The organism is Paraburkholderia sp. SECH2, assembly GCF_030464795.1.
Lineage (GTDB): Bacteria > Pseudomonadota > Gammaproteobacteria > Burkholderiales > Burkholderiaceae > Paraburkholderia > Paraburkholderia aspalathi.
This window is the reverse complement of the sequence record NZ_JALPRH010000048.1, coordinates 1-20,335: the sequence shown is the minus strand read 5'-3', so window position 1 is coordinate 20,335 and position 20,335 is coordinate 1. Positions and strand designations below refer to the sequence as shown.

The following is a 20,335-nucleotide window of genomic DNA, read 5'->3' as shown; positions in this document are numbered from 1 at the left end:
CCCCGCACAGGGGCAACACTAATAGACCACTAACAAATCAAGGAAAGGCCAAAGCGCTAAGAACACTGACAACAAGCGCCGCGAAGGCAAAAAAATCAAGTAGCCGCAGGCGCATTCGGCGCCCGAGAATTCCGTAAATACATCATCGTCGACAGCACGACTGCCATCGCGGAAGCGACCGCCGCAAACAAAAACACCTGCGCATAACCAAACTCCCCAGCGATATACCCGGCCAACGGCCCCGTAATCCCCAGAGAAAGATCAAGAAACACAGAATAAGCCGACAAAGCCGCCCCCCGGCTAGCGGGCGGCACAAGCCCGACCGCCTCAACACCAAGAGCAGGAAACACCAAAGCAAACCCAAACCCGGTCAACGCCGCCCCCGCGAGGGCAATATGCGGCTCAGGCGCCAACCACAACATCAACAACCCGGCACATTCAAACGAAAACGAAGCAATCGCGACCCGGAACCCACCGTAAGCCTTGATCGTATTAGCGAATAACAACCGCGCACCGATAAACAGCGTGCCAAAAACAGTCAGCGACAAAGCCGCATTGGGCCAATGCCGCGCGGCATAAAACAGCGTGATAAACGTCGCAATCGACCCAAAGCCGGCCGAGCCCAGCGCCAACCCGATCCCATGCGGCAGCACCCGCGTGAACACGCTCCGATACGACATCCGCTCACCATGCACGATCGGCACCGGCGCGATAGGCCGCGCCAGATAAAACCCGAGCGCCGCCAGCAAAATCACCAGAACGCCCAACGCGGCAAACCCGATCGTGTGCGCAATCGCGACGCCAAGCGGCGCGCCAATCGCGAGCGCGCCGTATGTCGCGATACCGTTCCACGAAATCACCCGCGCATTGTTGCTCGTACCCACCCGGCCGATGCCCCACAAAATCGCGCCAGTACCGCACAGGCTTTCGCCGAAGCCGAGTACGAGACGGCTGCACACCAGCAGCCCCAGACTCACCACCGGCCAGCGCCCGCACAACACGGCCAGCAGCAACAAGACCCCGCTCGCGCCGCAACCCAGCAGGCCGATCGTGACCGTCCGCTTCGGCCCTAACGTGTCGGCCGAACGGCCGGCGAGCGGTCGCGATGCCAACGTCGCCAGGTACTGAACACTGATCGCCGCGCCGGCCAGAATCGCGCTGTAACCCAGGTCATCGTGGACGTAGCCAGGCAGCACCGCGAGCGGAATTCCGATCGTCAGATAGCAAAGAAACGTGAAAAAGACGACCGGAATGATCTGCATGGTCGTCGCAAATTCGCTGCGCGGTGTCGCTGAGTCGGTGGACATGGGGAAAACGAGACTTGAAAACGGCGGGAAGGCGTGATTTTCCCATGGAACCGATTCCCTTGCAGGGGTTGCTTAATAATTTCGGCGGTTAAATAACGGTGCCGGATCGATATAGTGGTCAGTTTTCACCCTGCACGAGTGGTCTTTCGATGCCAACTGGATGAATGGACTTTAGCTGTGGATGGCCAAAAAACTATAATTACGCAAAAAATGTGGCAAAACAGCCAGATCAACATAAGCCAACCGACCCCCAAACCCATCTCTATATCGTTTCGCGAATATGTCCCGCATGCGATCCCCGCTATGGGTTGTATTTATTGATGGTGATAGTTTTCGAACCATCATCGCAGCACGTCCCAACGGACACAGAACATTGAGAGTAACGAGACATGACTGAGCCGATTCGCTTCTATCACCGCAACGCGATCCGTGAGATCAAGGATGCGCCCGTCACCCGCACCGTCCTGCAGTATTTGCGCGAAGACGTGCATTGCACCGGCACCAAGGAAGGCTGCGCCGAAGGCGACTGCGGCGCGTGCACGGTCGTGATCGGCGAGCGTAACGAGGCGGGCGGCGTCGACTTCAAGGCGGTCAACGCCTGCATCCAGTTCGTGCCGACGCTGGACGGCAAAGCGCTCTTCACCGTCGAGGACCTGCGTCAGCCGGACGGCTCGCTGCATCCGGTGCAGGAAGCGATGGTCGAGTGCCACGGTTCGCAATGCGGCTTCTGCACGCCTGGTTTCGTGATGTCAATGTGGTCGCTGTACGAAAAGCACGGTCACGAACATAGCTGCGCAAATAAATCCGTGCCGTCGCGTGACGAGATCAGCAATGCGCTGACGGGCAATCTGTGCCGCTGCACCGGCTATCGTCCGATCGTCGATGCGGCCGTGCGCATGTTCGAAGCGCCCGCGCCGAAAGCACCGGTCAATATCGAAGCGCTGTCGAACGCACTCGCCACGCTCGAGCGCAAGGACACCTTTCACTACCAGCACGCCGGCCAGCAGTTCGACGCGCCGCGCACGGTCGCGGCGCTCGCGAAGATCAAGGAAGCCGAACCGGCCGCGCGTATTCTCGCCGGCAGCACGGACATCGGTCTGTGGGTCACCAAGATGATGCGCGAGCTCGGCAACATCGTGTATGTCGGGCAGATCGCCGAATTGCAGAAGCTCGAAACCAACGACGACTGGATCGAGATCGGCGCGGGCGTGAGCGTCGAAAAGGCTTACACGGAGATCGCCAAGCAATATCCAGAACTCACCGAAATGTGGCAGCGCTTCGCGTCGCTGCCGATTCGCAATGCCGGCACGCTCGGCGGCAATATCGCCAACGGCTCGCCGATCGGCGATTCGATGCCCGGCCTGATCGCACTCGGCGCGCGCGTGATCGTGCGCGGCGGCGAGATCGAACGTGAAATGCCGCTCGAGGATCTGTACCTCGCGTATCAGAGGAAGGATATGGCGGAGCATGAGTTCGTCGTCGGCCTCAAGGTGCCGACCCGTACCGGCGCGCGCAAGAATCTGCAGTTCCGCACCTACAAACTGTCGAAGCGTTTCGACTCGGACATCTCGGCCGTGTGCGCCGCGTTTTCCTTCATCGCCGACGGCAACGTGATCCGCGAGCCGCGCATTGCGTTCGGCGGCATGGCCGCCACTTCGAAGCGCGCGACGCACGCTGAAGCCGTGCTGCGCGACGCCGAATGGCACGAAGCTACCGCACAGGCCGCGATGCTCGCGCTCGGCAACGACTACGCGCCGCTTAGCGACATGCGCGCGACCAGCAACTACCGCCTCGAAGCAGCGAAGAACACCTTGTACCGCTTCTGGCTCGAAACGCGTCCGAACAATCCGCTGCCCAAGAGCGCACTGGATGTTCGTGCAGTCGCCGCTGCCTGCGCACCTGTCGGCGCGAGCGCCTGAGACGCCACAAGGATACGGAGAACACCACAATGAATCAGCAAGCCGAACCGTTCCTGAAAGACCTCAAGGAGCTCGACGACTTTACCCAGGTCCACATCTCGCGCCCGCACGAGTCCGCGCATCTGCACGTGAGTGGCCGCGCCACCTACACCGACGACATCCCGACGCTCGCCGGCACGCTGCACGCCGCGCTCGGCCTGTCGCCGAAAGCGCACGCGAAGATCGTCTCGATGGCGCTCGACAAAGTGCGCGCCACGCCCGGCGTGGTCGCGATCTTCACCGCGGGCGATATCCCCGGCGTCAACGACGTGGGTCCGATCATCCACGGCGACGATCCGATTCTCGCCGACGGTGTCGTGCAATACGTCGGCCAGCCGATGTTCATCGTGGTCGCGACCTCGCATGACATCGCGCGCCTCGCTGCGCGCCGCGCCGAAATCGTCTACGAAGAACTGCCGGCCATCCTCACCGCGCAACAGGCCCGCGCCGCGAACCAGCACGTCTTGCCGCCGATGAAACTCGCGCGCGGCGAAGCCGATACGAAGATCGCCCGCGCGGCGCGTCGCGAAGCCGGCGAAATGCTGCTCGGCGGCCAGGAGCAGTTCTATCTGGAAGGCCAGATTTCGTACGCGGTACCGAAAGACGACGACGGCATGCACGTCTACTGTTCGACGCAGCACCCGACCGAAATGCAGCACATGGTCGCGCACGCCTTGGGCGTGGCGTCGCACAACGTGCTGATCGAATGCCGCCGCATGGGCGGCGGTTTCGGCGGCAAGGAATCGCAATCGGGTCTGTTCGCGTGCTGCGCGGCGCTGGCTGCATGGAAGCTGCTGTGCCCGGTCAAGCTGCGTCCGGACCGCGACGACGACATGATGGTCACGGGCAAGCGCCACGATTTCCATTACACGTACGAAGTGGGCTACGACGACAAGGGCGTGATCGACGGCGTGACGGTCGACATGACCTCGCGTTGCGGCTTCTCCGCCGACCTGTCCGGTCCGGTGATGACGCGCGCGCTGTGCCACTTCGACAACGCGTACTGGTTGTCCGACGTCACGATCGACGGCTTCTGCGGCAAGACCAACACGCAATCGAACACCGCGTTCCGGGGCTTCGGCGGTCCGCAAGGCGCGTTCGCGATCGAGTACATCATGGACAACGTCGCGCGTTCGGTGGGCGAAGATTCGCTCGACGTGCGCCGCCGCAATCTGTACGGCAAGACCGAGCGCAACCAGACGCCGTATGGTCAGGTGGTCGAAGACAACGTCATTCACGAACTGATCGACGAACTCGAAGCGACCAGTGAATACCGCGCGCGCCGTGCAGCGATCAACGAGTTCAACGCGAACAACGAAGTGCTGAAGAAGGGCCTGGCGCTCACGCCGGTCAAGTTCGGCATCGCGTTCAACGTGACCCACTTTAACCAGGCCGGCGCGCTGGTGCACATCTACACCGATGGTTCGGTGCTGGTGAACCACGGCGGCACCGAAATGGGCCAGGGTTTGAACACCAAGGTCGCGCAGGTCGTGGCGCATGAATTGGGCATCGGCTTTAACCGCATCCGCGTCACGGCGACCGATACGAGCAAGATTGCCAATACGTCGGCGACCGCTGCATCGACCGGTTCGGACCTGAACGGCAAGGCTGCGCAAGACGCCGCGCGCCAGTTGCGCGAACGTCTGTCGGCCTTCGCTGCCGAGCGTTTCGGCGCGGGGCAGGTGGCCGCTTCGGAAGTGCGTTTCGTGCACGACCGCGTAGTGGTCGGCGAGATGATCGTGCCGTTCGAAGAAGTGATCGCGAAGGCCTACATCGCGCGTGTCCAGCTCTGGTCGGACGGCTTCTACGCAACGCCGAAACTCTACTGGGATCAATCGAAGCTGCAAGGCCGACCGTTTTACTACTACTCGTACGGCGCAGCCGTGTCGGAAGTGGTGATCGACACGCTGACCGGCGAAATGCGCGTGCTGCGCGCGGACGCTTTGCATGACGTGGGCGCATCGCTGAACCCGGCGCTCGACGTCGGTCAGGTCGAAGGCGCGTTCATCCAGGGCATGGGTTGGCTCACGACCGAAGAACTGTGGTGGAACGCGGGCGGCAAGCTGATGACGCACGCGCCGTCGACCTACAAGATTCCGACCGTCAACGATACGCCGCCCGATTTCCGTGTGCGTCTGTTCAAGAACCGCAATGCGGAGGACAGCATCCACCGTTCGAAGGCGACCGGCGAGCCGCCGCTGCTGCTGCCGTTCTCGGTGTTCTTTGCCGTGCGCGATGCGGTGTCGGCCGTGGGTGACCACAAGGTCAATCCGCCGCTGAATGCGCCCGCGACCAGCGAGGAAATCTTGAAGGCAGTCGGCGCAGTGCGGGCGGCAACCGCGGCGGCGCGGCAGTAAAGCGCAACTGGCTAGCTAAGGACAATCGTGCAAATATCGAAACTCACTGGAATGATCGCCATGAACGACTTCTCTTCCGTTCAGATCGGCCGGCGCAGCGCCGTGCAAGCGCCGCGTCCGGCGCCGATGCACATCGTGCTGTTCGGCGCGGGGCACGTCGGCCATGCGCTCGTCACGCTGCTGGGCAGCTTGCCGTGCGTCGTCCAGTGGGTCGATGAGCGCGACGAACTGTTCCCCGACGAAACCCCGGCCAACGTGCAGATCGAAGCGACCGACACGCCCGAAGCGATCGTCGACACTGCGCCGCCCGGCGCGTATTTCCTCGTGATGACCCATAACCACGCGCTCGACTTTTCGCTCGCCGCGCGCATCATGCGGCGGCGCGATTTCACCTACTTCGGCATGATCGGATCGAAGACAAAGCGCGTGAAATTCGAGCGTCGTTTGCTGGATCGAGGCGTGGATCTGGATCGGCTGGTGGAGATGACGTGCCCGATCGGCGTGACCGGCATTGTGGATAAAGCGCCTTCGGCAATCGCGGTCGCGGTGTGTGCCGAGTTGCTGCAGATCCGTTCACGTCAAGCCGCGGCTCAGGCGGCAATGCAGAAGCTTTGCGCGAGCGTCTAGGCGGAGAGAGCCTTCAAACGCAACATCGAGCCGTCAAGCACCACACCACAACGTCAGCCCTCCGCGGCTGACGTTTCTTTTTTCGCCGGCCGTTTCGCGCGCCGCACCTTCTGCGCGATCAATTCATCCGACACTTGCGACATCAGCGTACGCAGCCAGCCGACATCGCTCGGCCGATCCGGCTGCGGATGCCACAACTGATAGCACTTGATGCGCGGAAACGGAATCGGCACTTCGACTACGGCGAGCGGCAGGATGCTCGCATAGTGCATCGCGAAACGGCGCGTGGTCGTGAAGATCAGATCCGATTGCAGCAGCGTTTGCGGCACGAGGCCGAAGTAGGGCAGCGTGGTGACGATGCGCCGCTCGGCGCGGGCTCTCGCGAACCCGATGTCGACGGCGCCGCCGCTAGCGCCGCTATAAGGCGTCGGTGCGAGATGCGGTGCGGCGAGATACGCTTCGCGCGTCATCGGCGTGCGGGCGAGCGGATGATCGGCGCGCATCAGGCATACCACCGTATCGGAGAACAGGTCACTGCGCTCGAAACGCGGATCGGGCTTCGGCCAGTTGCCGATCACCAGATCGAGTTCACCGGCATCGAGCGCGGCCGAATGGTCGAGCATCGGGCTCAACGAATCGATCTCCAGACGCGCATGCGGCGCCGCTTCGCGAAACTGCGCGATCACGGTGGGCATGAAGAAGTCGTTCAGATAATCCGGCGCCGCCACGCGGAAGGTCCGGCGCGAGCGGCCGGCATCGAAGTCGCCGTGCGGCGTCGCAACGAAATCGACTTCGCGCAGCACGCGTTGCGCCGAGGCCAGCAAGGATTCGCCGTATTCGGTCGGCACCATGCCCGACTTGCCGCGCACGAGGATCGGATCGTTCAGCGTCTCGCGCAGTTTGCGCAGCGCGGTGCTGATGGCGGGCTGGGTCTGATTCAGACGCAGCGCGGTTTGTGTGACGCTGCGCTCGACGATCAGCGTGCGCAGCACGCGCACGAGCCAGATATCGAGGGAAGCGGCGGAATCGTCCATGGTTTAGGCGAGGCGATGCAAGCAGGTCGGGTCCGGATGAAGCGTCGTACGGAGCCGCCCGCGAGCCAGATCGCGAGAGCGGGGCGCAAAGGTTATAACCTTAGGCCCGTTTGCGGTGTGGCGGCATAGCAGGCGCGGTATGGCCGGCATCAGGACGGCCTTTTTGACGCCATCACGTCCGAAAAGGCCTGTGCAAGCACAGGCACGGCGCGCCTGTTTGCACGAATATTACGTCTTGCTTTCGCTTTAATCGTCGGCAAGGCCGGAAGGCAGCGAACTGATCCGCTTCACTTCCTTCGAGTCGAGCCAGTTCGGCGTGCGCGCGCAATACAGCACCATGGGCAACGCGTCTTCACCCCAGAACAATTGATCGTTCAGACGGAAGGTCGGCACGCCGTAGACGCCCAGACCGATTGCATCCGTAGTGTTGCGCTGCAACTGCGCCTTCACTTCTTCGTCCTTGATCAGCTCCGGGCCGTCCGGCATGCCGACACGCTCGCACAGTTCGGCGAATGCGCCATTGCTCGACGGATCGCGGCCTTCGCGCCAGATAAAACGGAAGATCTCGCGGACGAAGCTGATGTCGCCCTTCGCCGCGGTGGCGAGCAGGAGCGGTTTCATCGAGTCAAACGGATGGGCCGGCGGCATCTTGAACGGAATGCCGAGCTGGTCCGCGCGAAACAGCGCGTGGCGGTACAGGAAGGTGCGTTTGGCGGGCACGCTATAAGCGGGCCGCTGGCCCCAGTGGCGATACAGCTCGTTCAGCACGACCGGCGTGAACGCGAAGTCGAAACCCGGCCACTTGTCATGTTGCTCAAGCAACAGGTAGGTGAACGGCGAGACAAAATCGTAAAACCACTGCGGTTGCCTGGCGTCGATGCCTACGGTCATAAGTGTCTCCCGGATTGCCCTTTCCGAACGGTGTCGTCTGCTGGACCGTCGGAATTGTAATGATCTTACGCGGTGCAGCCGCCGCTTGCACCCGTCAATATGGATTTGGACCGGGGATGGCCGACACGGCGACCGCCAAACTCGACCCCGTGAGTCGGTACGGGTCTCTAAGCGTGGCGGCCGGCCGAAGGCTCGTCGGCCTCGTCGGCTCCCCGCGCTTCAGGTGATTCCGTTGCGGCATCGGCTTCTGATGCGTGCGCCGAAGCAGGTGGCTGCGGCTCGTCGTCCGAGTCTTCCGCCGCGTCGCGCTGAGCCTCGCGGCTATGCGTGAGCCGCTCGCGCACGAAGCCGATATGCTCGCGCAGCACGTAGAACTGATCCGCATAGGCGAGCGGCATTTTTAGCCCGTTCACCGATTCTTCGATCGCATCGAGCCGCTCGATCAGCGTGGCGCGTTCTTCGGCCGAGTACTCGCTGAGCGCACTGCGTTCGATCGCGATCAGTGCGCCATACCAGCGGTAAATGCGCGATTTCACCCGCCACGTGTACAGCGAGGGCACGACGCGCAGCGCCGGAATCAGCAGCACGATCAGCGGCACTACAACCACCAGCAACCGGTCCGCGAGACTTGCCAGCCAGAACGGCAGGATCCGGTAGAGGAAGCTCTTGCCTGACTTGTAGTAGCGGGCGGCGTCGTCGCTGATCGGGAAATCGTGGGCGAGCGGCGCGGGGAATTCGCCGGCGCGCTGCATGATGTTTGCCTTACCGTGGACCTCGCGTGCCGCTTCGATCAGCAGATCGGAGAGCGCGGGATGCAGCGAATCGCGCGCCACCAGTTCGGCGGTCGGCGCCACCATATGAATCGGCGTCGACGGCAGATTCTTGCCGAGGTCGAACGCGCCCATCGGCATCTGGAGTTGTGTCAGATACGGAAAACGGCGGGTGTAGGCGTCGGCCTGGGTGAAGTCGTAAAACTGCACGTTCGGCGTGCGATAGAGCTTGCCCATCACCGCCGGTTGCGCCGAATCGCCGGCCAGAAACGCCGCGTCGATTTTGCCGGCGACGAGTGCCTGGGCGGCGTCGTCGCCCGAGAGCGGCAGCAGTTTGGTCGGGCCGCCCGGCACGATGCCGTTGGCCTTGAGCAACGCGAGCGCCAGTTCACGCGTGCCGCTGCCTTCGGCGCCGACCGCGAGGCGCAAGCCTTTGAATTCGGAGAGCCGCGAGATCGTCGGGCCGTGATAGAAGATCGCCAGCGGCACATAGGCCACGCTGCCGAGCGACATCAAGCCCTCGTTCGCTGCGCCGGGCGCGACCCCGTCCTGCACGAAGCCGACGTCGACGTTCGACTTCGGGTCGGAGAGCCGTTTGAGATTCTGCAGCGAGCCTTCCGAGGGCAAGACGTTCAGGGTGATACGGTTGCGCGCCAGGATCTCCTTGTACTTCTGGGCCGCATTCCAGAAGGTGCTGCCTTCGGGGCCGGCGCTGATCGTCAGCGTGCTGGGCGGGGCGGGCTGGATCAGGCGCACGGCGACCCAGATCGCCGCGATGGCAATCAGCACGAGCGGTCCGAACGAGACCGCCAGATCGCGCCAGGAGATCGCCACGAAGCGGGCGACGAGACGGGGAGGGCGTTTGCGGCCGGTGGCTGGCTTCATCGGGTGACGTGACGGCTACGGTCGAAAGTGAACAGGACGGCGGCGTTCCGCGGCGCGCGAACCGGGCGAAGCATTCGCGCCATGCCGGCCTGGCTGCCGTGCGGGACATACAAAAAACCGCACAAGCCGCGCGGCAGCGCGACGCGCCGATGGTACCTGAGATTAGCGCGGCGGCGCAGCGTCCGGCCGGCGCGGGCGCCGTCAAACCCGTAACAATTCGTGAACGGCGCATGACCGGCATATGAACGTCCCATGAACGACACATTGACCCGCCGGCCAGGCACGCCCGAACCAGAATATGAACAACGCATGAACGAAACACGCCCGATGCCCCCTGTGACAACCGGAACGCATCGCAACGTATGACTAAACCCTTTGCGCTTCTGGCGCGGCTAGATTAAATTGTGGTTCGCTGCCGCGAACAGATGTTTGCACAGCGTGACCCGGCACGACAGACAAGAACCGGGCGCGCTGGCGGACCTCGCGGCTTGCCGGCTCCCGTAGCGCATCGCAGCGACTAACGGTGGCCGGCCTCTCTCGCCTCTCGCACACCGTGTCGCAGCCATAGTCGGCCGTCGCTGAGCCGCGCGTTGACGCGTCTTAAGCATGGCCGCCGGTAGTCGTAACGAAGCCGCTTGTACATGCGGTCCAATGTGTAGCTAAGGAGAATAGAAACTATGAAATCGGTCGGTTTTCTGAAAACGCTGGGCTCGGTTGTGGCAATGGTGGTGGCGTGCAATGTGTACGCTCAGGCAAGCGATGCAACGGCTACGGGCACGACCGCAGCGCCGGCTGCAAGTGCCAAGGCCGGCAAGAAGGCCAATAGCCAGTTGGGTCGCAAGGTGCGCAGCGCGCTCGCCAAGGCGCAAGGCATCGACGTCTCGAACATCGCCGTGCGTGCTCGTGGCGGTGCAGTGACGCTGACGGGTTCGGTGCCTGACCAAGGCCAGATCGACGCTGCCGGTGAAGCGGCCAAGGGCGTCGCCGGTGTGACGTCGGTGTCGAACAAGCTGACCGTTGTGCAGCAGTAAGACGCTTGCAATGAGCAGGCCGCGATAAGCGGCCTGCATAAGCGAGAGCTCCGGCGAATACCCGGAGCTTTTTTTTCGCTTTATTTTTCCCGGCGGTGATTTTTGAAGCGGTGATGATGAGTCGGCCAGTGGCGGGCTGAACGTCGGCGCCGCAACAGCCCGTTTGTGCGCTGTGACACACTATCGACGCGGCGCGAAGCGTACTGTGATGCAAGTGGAACCGGAGTCAACGCCATGGAAACCACGCAATTGCGTTATACCGATCTGCCGATCAGCGATCGGGCGGCTTTCGAACTGGTATGCGCGCGGCATGGTTTTGCGCCGGCGCATTTCGACATCAGCGCCTGCCCGGACCCAGGCGATGCCGCGCACGAGCGCCTTGTCACGGTTCGGCGCGGCGGCTGGGCGCAGTCATATCACGACCATCACGGCCAATGGGTCAGGCAGTTCGAGACCGATCTGACCTGCCGGTTTTTCAAATAGCGCGGCTGCTTTACGACAGCACGAGGCGCACGCCGACCAGCGTGAGCGTGGCGGCGAGCACGTTGCGCAGTAGCGCGTCCGGTGCACGCGACGACAGATAACTGCCGATCGCGATGCCCGGCAATGATCCCACCAGCAGCGACAGCAGCATCGACCAGTCGACCGAACCCAGCAGCCAATGACCGGCGCCCGCCAGCAGCGTGAGCGGCACCGCGTGCGCGATATCGGAGCCGACGATGCGTGTGGTCGGCAGCAACGGATACAGCAGCAGCAACACCGTCACGCCGATCGCGCCCGCACCCACCGACGTCAGCGACACCAGCACACCCAGCACCGCGCCGGTCAGCATGGTGAGCGCGAGCGTACGCCCTTGCCTCGGCGCACGCTGACGGCGCGCGCCGAGCGCCGCGAGCTGTGGGCGGAAGATCAGCGCCACGGCGGTGACCAGCAGGGCGGCGCCGAGCACGATCTGGATCAGCCGGCTCGCGCCCGGTGTGTCCATCCCGTACCGATGCAGCAGGATCAAGGTGATGGTCGCCGCCGGTACGCTGCCCGCCGCGAGGCGCAGGGTGATCTGCCAATCGACGGTGCCTTTCAGGCCGTGCACCAGCGTGCCGGTCGCCTTGGTGGCGGCCGCGTACAGCAGATCGGTGCCGACCGCGGTAGCCGGATGCACGTTGAACAGCAGGACCAGGATCGGCGTCATCAGCGAGCCGCCGCCGACACCCGTCAGCCCGACCAGAAAGCCGACGAACAGGCCGGAGACGGAGTACAGCAGATCGATGTGGGGAAGAGCCATTGAGCAGACCGCTGACGGTCGGGTGGGTTGAACAGGTTAGACGGCAACGCCGGCGCGCACTTGCCTTTGAGCGCCGGCGCATCCCGGCGACAGGCCCGCGACGGCGCGGCGAAAGCCGCTATTGTCGCAAAACTGCCGCGCTTGCGTATGAAGTGCTATGACACGCCTTGCTGCGCCCCCTGCATCCGGTCGATCAGCGCCAGCACTTCGGGCCGGCTCTCGCCCTTCGCATGCACGAAGTAATAAGTCAGCGGCGAGGCGACTTCGTGGCGGCTCACCCGCACGAGGCCGCTCTTCTGCAGATACGCGTCGGCCAACGGCACGCGCGCCAGCGCCACGCCGAGTCCCGCTTCGGCGGCGGCCAGCACCAGTGTGTAGTCTTCGAAGCGCCGGTCCTGGGCGCGCGGCTTCAGCGGAATAGCCAGCGCGCCGAACCACGCGCGCCAGCCGGTCACGTCCGAGTCGTGCAGCAACGGCACATCGAGCAGTGCGGCGTCGCCATGTTTGTGCCGCTGCTTCGCGAGGCGTGCGGCGAGCGCGGGATGCGCGACGGGATAAAGCGTCTCCGGCAGGAACGGCTTGACCTCGAGCTGACGCCAACTGCCGCGCCCGTAGCGAATCGCCAGATCTGCTTCGCCGCCGGCAATGTCCGCGTTGCGATGATCGATATCGAGCTGGATGCGCAGCGCCGGGGCAGCGCTCTCGAATGCCGCCTGGCGCTCGAAGAACCACAGTTTGGCGAACGCGGGCACTACGCTCAGCTTGACCAGTTGCGGGCTGCGCGGCGAGCGCCACTGATCCGCCGCACTGTCGATGATGCCGAACGCCTGCTCGATACGCCCCACGAAGCGCTGCCCGTCCGGCGTCAGCCGCACGCCGCGCGCATGGCGTTCGAACAAGGTCATGCCGAGCCAGTTTTCGACCGCGGCCACCCGCCGGCTGATTGCGCCGTGCGTCAATCCGGCGACCTCGGCAGCGGCGAGGAACGAGCCTTCGCGGGCGACGGCGCAGACGGTTTCGAGGCTCGCGAGCGGCGGCCGCGCCGACGAGGGCTGTGGGGAGGTGTGAGCCATATTCACATCACGATGTTCATTTGTGCGCTAGCTTAGCAGCTCGCGGAGCGGCACCATTTGCGCATGAACACACTCACTTCGTCCCCATCGCCCCGTTCCGCGCGGCAGCCGCTGCTGGCGGCAGGCGCGGTCGCCTGCACCATCGTGTCCTGGGCGTCCGCCTTTCCATTCATTCGCATCGGCTTGCTGGGGCTGGCGCCTTTGCCCTTGGCGGCGGCGCGTTTCGCCACCGCGGCGCTGCTGGTGATCGCATGGCTTGCCTATCGGCGTCCACCCTTGCCGACATGGCGCGATGGTCTGCGTTTCGTGCTGTGCGGTTTTCTCGGCATCGCGCTTTATAACGCGCTGCTCAACACCGGCGAGAAAACGGTGGCGGCAGGGGCGGCGAGTTTCATCGTCAATACGCTGCCGATTTTCACGGCGCTGCTGGCAGCCGTGTTTCTCGGCGAGCGATTCAATCGGTGGGGATGGCTCGGTTCGTTAGTCAGTCTCGCCGGCATCGCGGTGATTGCGCGAGGGCAGCCCGGCGGCCTGACGCTCGGCGCGGGCAGCACGCTGATTCTCGGCGCGGCGCTGTGTTCGGCGAGCTACTTCGTGCTGCAACGGCGCCTGATTCCGGTCTACGGGGCATTGACGTGCACCGCCTACACGTTGCTGGCAGGAGCGGTGTTGCTGGCGCCGTGGCTGCCGGGCGCGTTGAGTTCGCTGGGCAGTGCGCCGCACGGCACGGTGCAGGCGGTGCTGGTGCTCGGCGTATTTCCAGCGGCGCTGGGTTATGCAACGTGGACATTCGCGCTGGGCTACTTCGGCGCGGCGCGCGCGGCCAATTTCCTGTATCTGACGCCCGCGGTGGCGACGGCATTGTCCGCCGTGCTGACCGGCGAGCGTCCAGGTCTTGCGACGCTCTGCGGCGGATTGATGGCGATTGCCGGTGTGGTGTTCGTGGCGCTGCGGGGCCGCTCGTGAGTCAGAAGGCGCATCGTTCGTTGAGCGCCGTTGCGCAGCCCCGCTAACCTTACTCAGAGCGCGCGGCGAATCTCGACGATACCGAACGCCGCCAGCGTGATCCCGACGATCCGGTCGATCGCGACGCGCAGCTTGCTGCCGATCGCATGACGCGCGAGCGACACCACGGTCACGAGAAAACACCACCACGCGATCGAACCGCAAAATACGCCGCCTACGGTGGTCAACGCGATGCTCGATGAAAACGCGCCACGCGGAGCGAGCGTCGTGAACAGCGCGGCAAACATAATGACGGTTTGCGGATTGGTCAGCGTGAGCAGCAATGAACTTGCATACGCGCGCAGTGCGCCGGCGCGGCCTACCTGGGCGAGCTTGCCGTTGCCGTCGCTGTTGCCGTTTGCCGCGTCGGCGGGCGCTTTTTGCAGCAGCGTACGCACGCCGAGATAAAGCAGAAACAGACCGGCGACCAGATGCAAGGGCCGGTCGTAGGCGAGCATGAACTGCGAAATGCCGACCAGGCCGAGCGCCGCGATCAGGCCATAAACCGCATCCCCGGTCGCAATGCCGAAGCCGATTGCGAGCCCCGCGCGCGGACCGCCCGTCAGCGTGCGGCGGATGCATAGCATGCCCATCGGGCCGACCGGTGCGGCAATCGCGAGGCCGACGCCTGCGGACGTGACGAAGAGACTGGCGGTGGACATGGGAAAGCCTTTGTCAGTTGTTCTGATTGCGCAGTTTGCCACACGATTAACGGCCGCAACCCGGGGCGCGCTCGACGATCGCCAACCAGCGTGCAGGCCGTGGATACCCTGGGATGGGCTTGGCCGCCGCCTTCCTCGGGCATAATTTTCCCACTTCAAACATCCAGGGCGCGCCCGTTCATGTGGCAAATCGATCAGGTGACGTTGCGCTTGTTCATCGCCGTCTGCGAGGAAGGCACGATCGCGCGGGCGGCCGAACGCGAGTTCATCGCGCCGTCCGCGGTCAGCAAGCGGCTCGCCGATCTCGAAGCGCTGGTCGACGTCGTGCTGCTCTCGCGCAGTCAGCGCGGCGTGCGCGCGACTGCCGCCGGTGAGGCGCTGCTCAGGCACGCACGGCTCATCATGCGCGGCCACGAACGCTTGCAGGCCGAACTCAGCGAATATGCGGCCGGCGCGCGCGGTCATGTCCGGGTGCTGGCGAATGTCTCGTCGATGGTCGAGTTTCTGCCCGAGGCGTTGTCGGTTTTTCTGAAGGCCAATCCGCAGGTTCGTGTCGATGTCGAAGAACGCGTCAGCGCCGAGATCGTGCGCGGTCTGGAGGAGGGTGTGGCCGATCTCGGCATCTGCCGTGATGTGGTGCCGATGGGCAGTCTCGATGTGCTGCCGTATCGCTCCGATCATCTCGCGCTGATCGTGCCGCGCGATCATCCGCTGGCTAGTGAGACGGCGGTTGGCTTCGAGCAGACCCTGGCGTTCGATCATCTCGGGCTCGCATCGAATGCATCGGTGAATGCGCTGATGCAGCGCATTGCGGTGGAAAAAGGCAGCGAGCTCAACTATCGAACCTATGTATCGACCTTCGACGCCGCCTATCGTTTCATCCAGACAGGCCTTGCAGTTGCGATCCTGCCGAGCGAGGCGCTGCCCAAACATGCGGCTGACGAATACGGCATCGTCGCCGTGCCTTTGCGCGAAGCTTGGGCGGAGCGGCGGTTTGTGATCTGCATGCGCGACCGCAAGGCGCTGACGCTGACGGCGGCGCATTTACTCGACCATCTGCTGCATCCTCTGAAAAGCCCTTAAGGGTTTCCCCTTTGCGACGGCGCACGCCCGCCCCGCATGCCACTGCGGCCATCGCGAGCGGCGATGGAGTGCGTCGTCAACGCAGACTTTGCCGCACGGCCGCGCGCGGGCACGCTGTCACTCAGCGGCTTCATTTCCCACATTCCACGCAAGATTCAAGACCGGGATTCAAGACCATGAGTGACACCCAGGAGCGCGTCGTCGTGACCGAAGTCGGCATGCGCGACGGCCTGCAAAGCATTGCACGCACAATGCCCACCGAGTTCAAGCGGCGCTGGATCGACGCCGCCTATGCCGCCGGCGTGCGGCATATGGAAGTCGCGTCGTTCGTGCCGGCGAAGCTATTGCCGCAAATGGCCGACGCCGACGAAGTGATCGCCCACGCGCTCACCTACGACGATCTGATCGTGACGGCATTGGTGCCGAACCTGAAGGGCGCGCAACGTGCGCTCGATTCGGGCGTGCATCGGATCGTCGCGCCTATTTCGGTGAGCACGGCGCATAGCCTTGCCAATGTCCGCAAGACGCCTGTCGAGATGATCGAGTCATTTGCCGCGATGCGCGAGCTGATCGATAGCGCGGCCAGTGCGAACGCGCGACGCGTCGAACTGATCGCGGGATTGTCGACAGTGTTTGGCTGCACGTTGCAAGGAGCGGTGCCTTACGCCGATATCGCCGCGATTGCGCGCGCCGCGTTGCAGGCGGGCGCCGACGTTATCGCACTCGGCGACACCACCGGCGAAGCGACGCCGCGCCAGGTCGGGGAAATCATCGAGCTGGTACGAGAGGTCGCGGGCAGCAAGCTGCGCTCGCTGCATTTCCACGACACGCGCGGCCTTGGTCTCGCGAATACGCTGATTGCGCTGCAGCACGGTATCCGCGAATTCGACGCGTCGCTGGCCGGCCTCGGTGGCTGTCCGCATGCGCCGGGCGCGACCGGCAACGTGAACACCGAGGACCTCGTGTTCATGCTCGACAGCATGGGTTACGACACCGGCATCGACCTCATGCGACTCATCGCGTCGCGCGACATTCTCGCCGACGCGCTCCCCGGCGAACCGCTGTACGGCTATCTGGCGCGCGCCGGTTTGCCGAAGCAGTTCAGTGCAGCTGCTCAACGTTTTGAATCTTCCGGATCACGGGTGCTGCAATGACTTCAATTTCTTCTACGTCTGCTTCTTCTGCACCTACGTCTTCAGCAGGGCAACAGGGCGCGTTGCCGCTTGCAGGCATCCGCGTAATCGAGTTGTCGCACATGGTGATGGGGCCGACCTGCGGAATGATTCTTGGCGACCTCGGCGCCGAAGTCATCAAGGTCGAGCCGCCGCGCGGCGACGGTACGCGCCGTTTGCTCGGTACCGGCGCGGGATTTTTCCGTACTTTCAATCGCAACAAGAAGAGTGTCGCGCTCGATCTCGATAGCGAAGCGGGGCTGACCGCGCTGCACAAGCTGGTCGATACCGCGGATGTATTCGTCGAGAACTTCAAGCCGGGCCGCATGGCGAGCCTGGGTCTCGATTACGCGTCGCTTCGTGAGCGCAATTCCGGGCTGATCTACGTCTCGCACAAAGGCTTTCTTAACGGGCCATACGAGCACCGTCTGGCTCTGGACGAAGTCGTGCAGATGATGGCCGGCCTTGCCTACATGACGGGACCGGTAGGCCGTCCGTTGCGTGCGGGCAGTTCGGTCAACGACATCATGGGCGGCATGTTCGGCGCGATCGGCGTGCTTGCCGCGCTGCACGAACGGCATACGAGCGGACGCGGCAAGGAAGTGCAGAGCGCGTTGTTCGAAAACTGCGTGCTGCTTTCCGCGCAACACATGCAGCAGTTCGCGGCGACCGGTGTGCCCGCTGCGCCGATGCCCGAACGCATCAGCGCCTGGGCCGTCTACGACGTGTTCCGGCTTGCCAACGACGAGCAGATGTTTGTCGCCGCGACCGGCGACGGCCAGTGGCGCGCGCTGTGCGCGATTCTCGGTCGCGCCGACCTGCTGGCCGATCCGCGCCTCGCGACCAACAACGACCGCGTACTCGCGCGCGAGTGGTTGCTGCAGACGCTCGGTGAAACTTTGAGTCGCTTCGAAGGCGCGGCGCTCGTGCCGCTGTTCGAACGTGACCACATTCCGTTCGCGTCGATCACGAAACCCGAAGACCTGTTCGACGATCCGCATCTGAACGAGAGCGGCGGCCTTGCACGATTGACGCTCGATGACGGAAGCGAAACCGCGATGCCATTGCTGCCGATTTCGATGGATGGCGCGCGTCTGCAACCGCGCTCGCCGATCGCCAAGATCGGTGAGCACACCGCCGACGTGCTGCGCGGTTTGGGTTACGACGAAGCACAGATCACGGCGTTGGGTGGCGGCGTAGCGCAGACGCCGCGAGAAGCTGCGTGAGGGTAGCGCTACGCACGATGTGTCAAACGTAGTCAATCAATCTCATCCGGCGTCAGACCGGAAATCATGGAGACGGACGATGAAATCGTCGAATCATGCGGTGTATGCGACAGCGGTCGGCGATGCCGGCGCGCTGGGTGGTTTGCCCTCAGGCGCCGGTGCGTCGGCCAGCGGCCGTGCTGAAGAGATCGCGCTGAATGGCGCGCGCATTTCCGCGCGACTCGACCGTTTGCCCGCGACGCGTTCGATCTGGCAACTGGTGATGCTGCTGAGCCTTGGACTCTTCTTCGAACTCTACGACCTGATGTTCTCCGGCTATATCGCGCCGGGCCTCGTGCGCAGCGGCATTCTCACTGCGACGACGCACGGTCTGTTCGGTACCAGCGGTGTGGCGAGCTTCATCGCGGCGTTATTCGCGGGCCTGTTCATCGGCACGGCCGCATGCGGTTTTCTCGCTGACCGCTTCGGGCGGCGCGCGATCTTCACATGGTCGCTGCTGTGGTACACCGCGGCCAACATCATCATGGCGTTCCAGGACACGGCGCTCGGACTCAACCTCTGGCGCTTCATCGCAGGGATTGGCATCGGCGTGGAGATCGTGACGATCGGTACGTACATTTCCGAGCTCGTGCCGAAACATGTGCGGGGCCGTGCGTCAGCCTTTTCACAGGCAGTCGGTTTTTGCGCGGTGCCGATCGTCGCGTTTCTGTCGTATTTGCTGGTGCCACACCGCTACTTCGGCCTCGACGGCTGGCGTCTGGTCGTGCTGACCGGCGTAGTGGGTGCGATCGTGGTGTGGTGGATCCGTCTGCGTTTGCCGGAGAGCCCACGCTGGCTCGCACAGAAGGGCCGCATCGAGGAAGCCGACGCCGTGATGAAGCGACTCGAAGCGCGCGTGGAACGAGAATATGGAAGGCCTTTGCCGGAGCCGGCGTTGCCAGAACCGGTGCGCGCGCGTGCGACGTTTCGCGATCTGCTGGTGCCGCCGTATCGCAAGCGCACGCTGATGTTGATCATTTTCCACGTGTTCCAGACGATGGGTTATTACGGCTTCGCGAACTGGATTCCGACGTTGCTGATCAAGCAGGGCATCACCGTCACGACGAGTTTGATGTACGCGAGCATCATCGCGATCGCCGCGCCGCTTGGACCGTTGCTGGGGATGCTGATTGCCGACCGCTTCGAGCGTAAGACGGTGATTATCTGCATGGCGGCGGTGAACGTGGTGTGTGGGTTGCTGTTCAGCCAGGCGCGGGAGACGGTATTGCTCGTGAGTTTGGGCGTGTGCCTGGTGCTGGCGGGCAACATTATTTCTTATAGCTATCACGCATATCAGGCCGAGCTGTTTCCGACCAGTATTCGCGCGAGGGCGGTGGGGTTTGTTTATTCGTGGAGCCGGATTTCGGCGATGTTTTCCGCGTTTGTGATTGCGGGGTGCCTGAACCGTTTTGGCGTGAATGGGGTGTTTGTGTTTATTTCGGGGGCGATGATGATCGTCATGTTGGCGATCGGGACGCTTGGGCCGAAGACGCGGGATGTTGCGTTGGAGGATATTTCGAGGTAAAGCTGGGGAGGCCCGCCTGGCGGGGCGGGCTTGCTGCCTGGTTCGTGCTTCTTTAGTGTTTCTTTGGCGTTGCCGAAACGGTTGGCGCTACGCGGATCGGAGGTGCGCCCGATGGCGTCGTGGCCGGTGTGGGTTTCTTGGCCTGTTTCGGTTTCTTTACTTCTCGGTTACTGCGCATTTGACCTTTTGCCATGATGGGCTCCCCAGTAGGCTTTTATCGCTCCGCGAGGGAGCAGTTGGATAGTGTGCGCTGAATTTTGTTTTTATGGGAGAGGATTTGGGGTTTTTTGCCTGCGGGGCGCTTATTGTCAGTGTTCTTAGCGCTTTGGCCTTTCCTTGAATTGTTAGTGGTTTATTAGCGTTCCCCCTGTGCGGGGGGGCACCTACTTTTCTTTGCCGCCGCAAAGA

The 20,335-nt window shown here is 63.4% G+C and carries 17 protein-coding genes; 10 read left to right on the top strand and 7 right to left on the bottom strand.

The window, feature by feature from the left end:
• Positions 1 to 95: 95 nt before the first annotated feature.
• Positions 96 to 1,307, bottom strand: coding sequence for an MFS transporter (locus M0D66_RS37120; RefSeq protein ID WP_266212879.1), 1,212 nt, complete (start codon positions 1,305 to 1,307; stop codon positions 96 to 98).
• A 389-nt stretch (positions 1,308 to 1,696) separates the two neighbouring features.
• On the opposite strand from M0D66_RS37120, the gene xdhA reads away from it, so the two are divergent.
• Genes xdhA through xdhC form a run of 3 tightly spaced genes read left to right on the top strand, consistent with a single transcriptional unit; the run spans position 1,697 to position 6,249 of the window.
• Positions 1,697 to 3,226 carry a xanthine dehydrogenase small subunit gene (gene xdhA, locus M0D66_RS37115; RefSeq protein WP_266212878.1) on the top strand — a complete coding sequence of 510 codons (1,530 nt, stop codon included), beginning with the start codon at positions 1,697 to 1,699 and terminating at the stop codon, positions 3,224 to 3,226.
• 29 nt (positions 3,227 to 3,255) lie between these two features.
• Positions 3,256 to 5,622: a xanthine dehydrogenase molybdopterin binding subunit gene (xdhB, locus tag M0D66_RS37110; protein ID WP_256456076.1), complete on the top strand. Its 2,367-nt coding sequence runs from the start codon at positions 3,256 to 3,258 to the stop codon at positions 5,620 to 5,622.
• Between the two features lie 60 nt (positions 5,623 to 5,682).
• On the top strand, positions 5,683 to 6,249 hold the full coding sequence (gene xdhC, locus M0D66_RS37105) for a xanthine dehydrogenase accessory protein XdhC (protein WP_234487100.1): 567 nt from the start codon (positions 5,683 to 5,685) through the stop codon (positions 6,247 to 6,249).
• A gap of 53 nt (positions 6,250 to 6,302) precedes the next feature.
• On the opposite strand, the gene M0D66_RS37100 is transcribed toward xdhC, so the two are convergent.
• From M0D66_RS37100 to M0D66_RS37090, 3 genes are all read right to left on the bottom strand, one after another.
• On the bottom strand, positions 6,303 to 7,283 hold the full coding sequence (locus M0D66_RS37100; RefSeq protein ID WP_200622064.1) for a LysR substrate-binding domain-containing protein: 981 nt from the start codon (positions 7,281 to 7,283) through the stop codon (positions 6,303 to 6,305).
• A 246-nt stretch (positions 7,284 to 7,529) separates the two neighbouring features.
• A complete protein-coding gene (locus tag M0D66_RS37095; RefSeq protein ID WP_093636600.1) occupies positions 7,530 to 8,174 on the bottom strand; it encodes a 2-hydroxychromene-2-carboxylate isomerase in 645 nt (214 codons plus the stop codon).
• A 167-nt stretch (positions 8,175 to 8,341) separates the two neighbouring features.
• Positions 8,342 to 9,829, bottom strand: coding sequence for a TAXI family TRAP transporter solute-binding subunit (locus tag M0D66_RS37090; protein WP_093636598.1), 1,488 nt, complete (start codon positions 9,827 to 9,829; stop codon positions 8,342 to 8,344).
• Between the two features lie 677 nt (positions 9,830 to 10,506).
• Here M0D66_RS37090 and M0D66_RS37085 point away from each other — a divergent pair.
• Together M0D66_RS37085 and M0D66_RS37080 are read left to right on the top strand one after the other, a co-directional pair.
• Positions 10,507 to 10,860 carry a BON domain-containing protein gene (locus M0D66_RS37085; protein WP_054043266.1) on the top strand — a complete coding sequence of 118 codons (354 nt, stop codon included), beginning with the start codon at positions 10,507 to 10,509 and terminating at the stop codon, positions 10,858 to 10,860.
• A 234-nt stretch (positions 10,861 to 11,094) separates the two neighbouring features.
• On the top strand, positions 11,095 to 11,343 hold the full coding sequence (locus M0D66_RS37080; RefSeq protein WP_093636592.1) for a hypothetical protein: 249 nt from the start codon (positions 11,095 to 11,097) through the stop codon (positions 11,341 to 11,343).
• 10 nt (positions 11,344 to 11,353) lie between these two features.
• Here M0D66_RS37080 and M0D66_RS37075 read toward each other — a convergent pair whose 3' ends face one another.
• Positions 11,354 to 12,142: a sulfite exporter TauE/SafE family protein gene (locus M0D66_RS37075; RefSeq protein WP_093636589.1), complete on the bottom strand. Its 789-nt coding sequence runs from the start codon at positions 12,140 to 12,142 to the stop codon at positions 11,354 to 11,356.
• 155 nt (positions 12,143 to 12,297) lie between these two features.
• Entirely contained in the window at positions 12,298 to 13,215 is a 918-nt protein-coding gene (locus tag M0D66_RS37070; protein ID WP_266212876.1) for a LysR substrate-binding domain-containing protein, read from the bottom strand.
• 63 nt (positions 13,216 to 13,278) lie between these two features.
• Between M0D66_RS37070 and M0D66_RS37065 the strand changes: the two genes are divergently transcribed.
• On the top strand, positions 13,279 to 14,181 hold the full coding sequence (locus M0D66_RS37065; RefSeq protein WP_200622061.1) for a DMT family transporter: 903 nt from the start codon (positions 13,279 to 13,281) through the stop codon (positions 14,179 to 14,181).
• Positions 14,182 to 14,234: 53 nt separating this feature from the next.
• Here the strand turns inward: M0D66_RS37065 and M0D66_RS37060 are convergent, their stop codons facing one another.
• Complete coding sequence (locus M0D66_RS37060; RefSeq protein WP_093636581.1) at positions 14,235 to 14,882, bottom strand: LysE family translocator; 648 nt, start codon at positions 14,880 to 14,882, stop codon at positions 14,235 to 14,237.
• Between the two features lie 180 nt (positions 14,883 to 15,062).
• Between M0D66_RS37060 and M0D66_RS37055 the strand changes: the two genes are divergently transcribed.
• From M0D66_RS37055 to M0D66_RS37040, 4 genes are all read left to right on the top strand, one after another.
• A complete protein-coding gene (locus M0D66_RS37055) occupies positions 15,063 to 15,965 on the top strand; it encodes a LysR family transcriptional regulator (RefSeq protein ID WP_266212875.1) in 903 nt (300 codons plus the stop codon).
• A gap of 176 nt (positions 15,966 to 16,141) precedes the next feature.
• Positions 16,142 to 17,119 carry a hydroxymethylglutaryl-CoA lyase gene (locus tag M0D66_RS37050; protein ID WP_266212874.1) on the top strand — a complete coding sequence of 326 codons (978 nt, stop codon included), beginning with the start codon at positions 16,142 to 16,144 and terminating at the stop codon, positions 17,117 to 17,119.
• Positions 17,116 to 18,363, top strand: a complete 1,248-nt coding sequence (locus M0D66_RS37045) for a CaiB/BaiF CoA-transferase family protein (protein WP_266212873.1) — start codon at positions 17,116 to 17,118, stop codon at positions 18,361 to 18,363. Before M0D66_RS37050 ends, M0D66_RS37045 begins: the two co-directional genes overlap by 4 nt.
• Before the next feature lie 79 nt (positions 18,364 to 18,442).
• Complete coding sequence (locus M0D66_RS37040; protein ID WP_266212872.1) at positions 18,443 to 19,927, top strand: MFS transporter; 1,485 nt, start codon at positions 18,443 to 18,445, stop codon at positions 19,925 to 19,927.
• Positions 19,928 to 20,335 lie beyond the last annotated feature (408 nt).

What these genes read in the sequence shown, in the direction of transcription:
- M0D66_RS37120 (WP_266212879.1), bottom strand. Translation starts at nt 1,307, where the DNA reads ATGTCCACCGACTCAGCGACACCGCGCAGCGAATTTGCGACGACCATG.
- xdhA (WP_266212878.1), top strand. Translation starts at nt 1,697, where the DNA reads ATGACTGAGCCGATTCGCTTCTATCACCGCAACGCGATCCGTGAGATC.
- xdhB (WP_256456076.1), top strand. Translation starts at nt 3,256, where the DNA reads ATGAATCAGCAAGCCGAACCGTTCCTGAAAGACCTCAAGGAGCTCGAC.
- xdhC (WP_234487100.1), top strand. Translation starts at nt 5,683, where the DNA reads ATGAACGACTTCTCTTCCGTTCAGATCGGCCGGCGCAGCGCCGTGCAA.
- M0D66_RS37100 (WP_200622064.1), bottom strand. Translation starts at nt 7,283, where the DNA reads ATGGACGATTCCGCCGCTTCCCTCGATATCTGGCTCGTGCGCGTGCTG.
- M0D66_RS37095 (WP_093636600.1), bottom strand. Translation starts at nt 8,174, where the DNA reads ATGACCGTAGGCATCGACGCCAGGCAACCGCAGTGGTTTTACGATTTT.
- M0D66_RS37090 (WP_093636598.1), bottom strand. Translation starts at nt 9,829, where the DNA reads ATGAAGCCAGCCACCGGCCGCAAACGCCCTCCCCGTCTCGTCGCCCGC.
- M0D66_RS37085 (WP_054043266.1), top strand. Translation starts at nt 10,507, where the DNA reads ATGAAATCGGTCGGTTTTCTGAAAACGCTGGGCTCGGTTGTGGCAATG.
- M0D66_RS37080 (WP_093636592.1), top strand. Translation starts at nt 11,095, where the DNA reads ATGGAAACCACGCAATTGCGTTATACCGATCTGCCGATCAGCGATCGG.
- M0D66_RS37075 (WP_093636589.1), bottom strand. Translation starts at nt 12,142, where the DNA reads ATGGCTCTTCCCCACATCGATCTGCTGTACTCCGTCTCCGGCCTGTTC.
- M0D66_RS37070 (WP_266212876.1), bottom strand. Translation starts at nt 13,215, where the DNA reads ATGGCTCACACCTCCCCACAGCCCTCGTCGGCGCGGCCGCCGCTCGCG.
- M0D66_RS37065 (WP_200622061.1), top strand. Translation starts at nt 13,279, where the DNA reads ATGAACACACTCACTTCGTCCCCATCGCCCCGTTCCGCGCGGCAGCCG.
- M0D66_RS37060 (WP_093636581.1), bottom strand. Translation starts at nt 14,882, where the DNA reads ATGTCCACCGCCAGTCTCTTCGTCACGTCCGCAGGCGTCGGCCTCGCG.
- M0D66_RS37055 (WP_266212875.1), top strand. Translation starts at nt 15,063, where the DNA reads ATGTGGCAAATCGATCAGGTGACGTTGCGCTTGTTCATCGCCGTCTGC.
- M0D66_RS37050 (WP_266212874.1), top strand. Translation starts at nt 16,142, where the DNA reads ATGAGTGACACCCAGGAGCGCGTCGTCGTGACCGAAGTCGGCATGCGC.
- M0D66_RS37045 (WP_266212873.1), top strand. Translation starts at nt 17,116, where the DNA reads ATGACTTCAATTTCTTCTACGTCTGCTTCTTCTGCACCTACGTCTTCA.
- M0D66_RS37040 (WP_266212872.1), top strand. Translation starts at nt 18,443, where the DNA reads ATGAAATCGTCGAATCATGCGGTGTATGCGACAGCGGTCGGCGATGCC.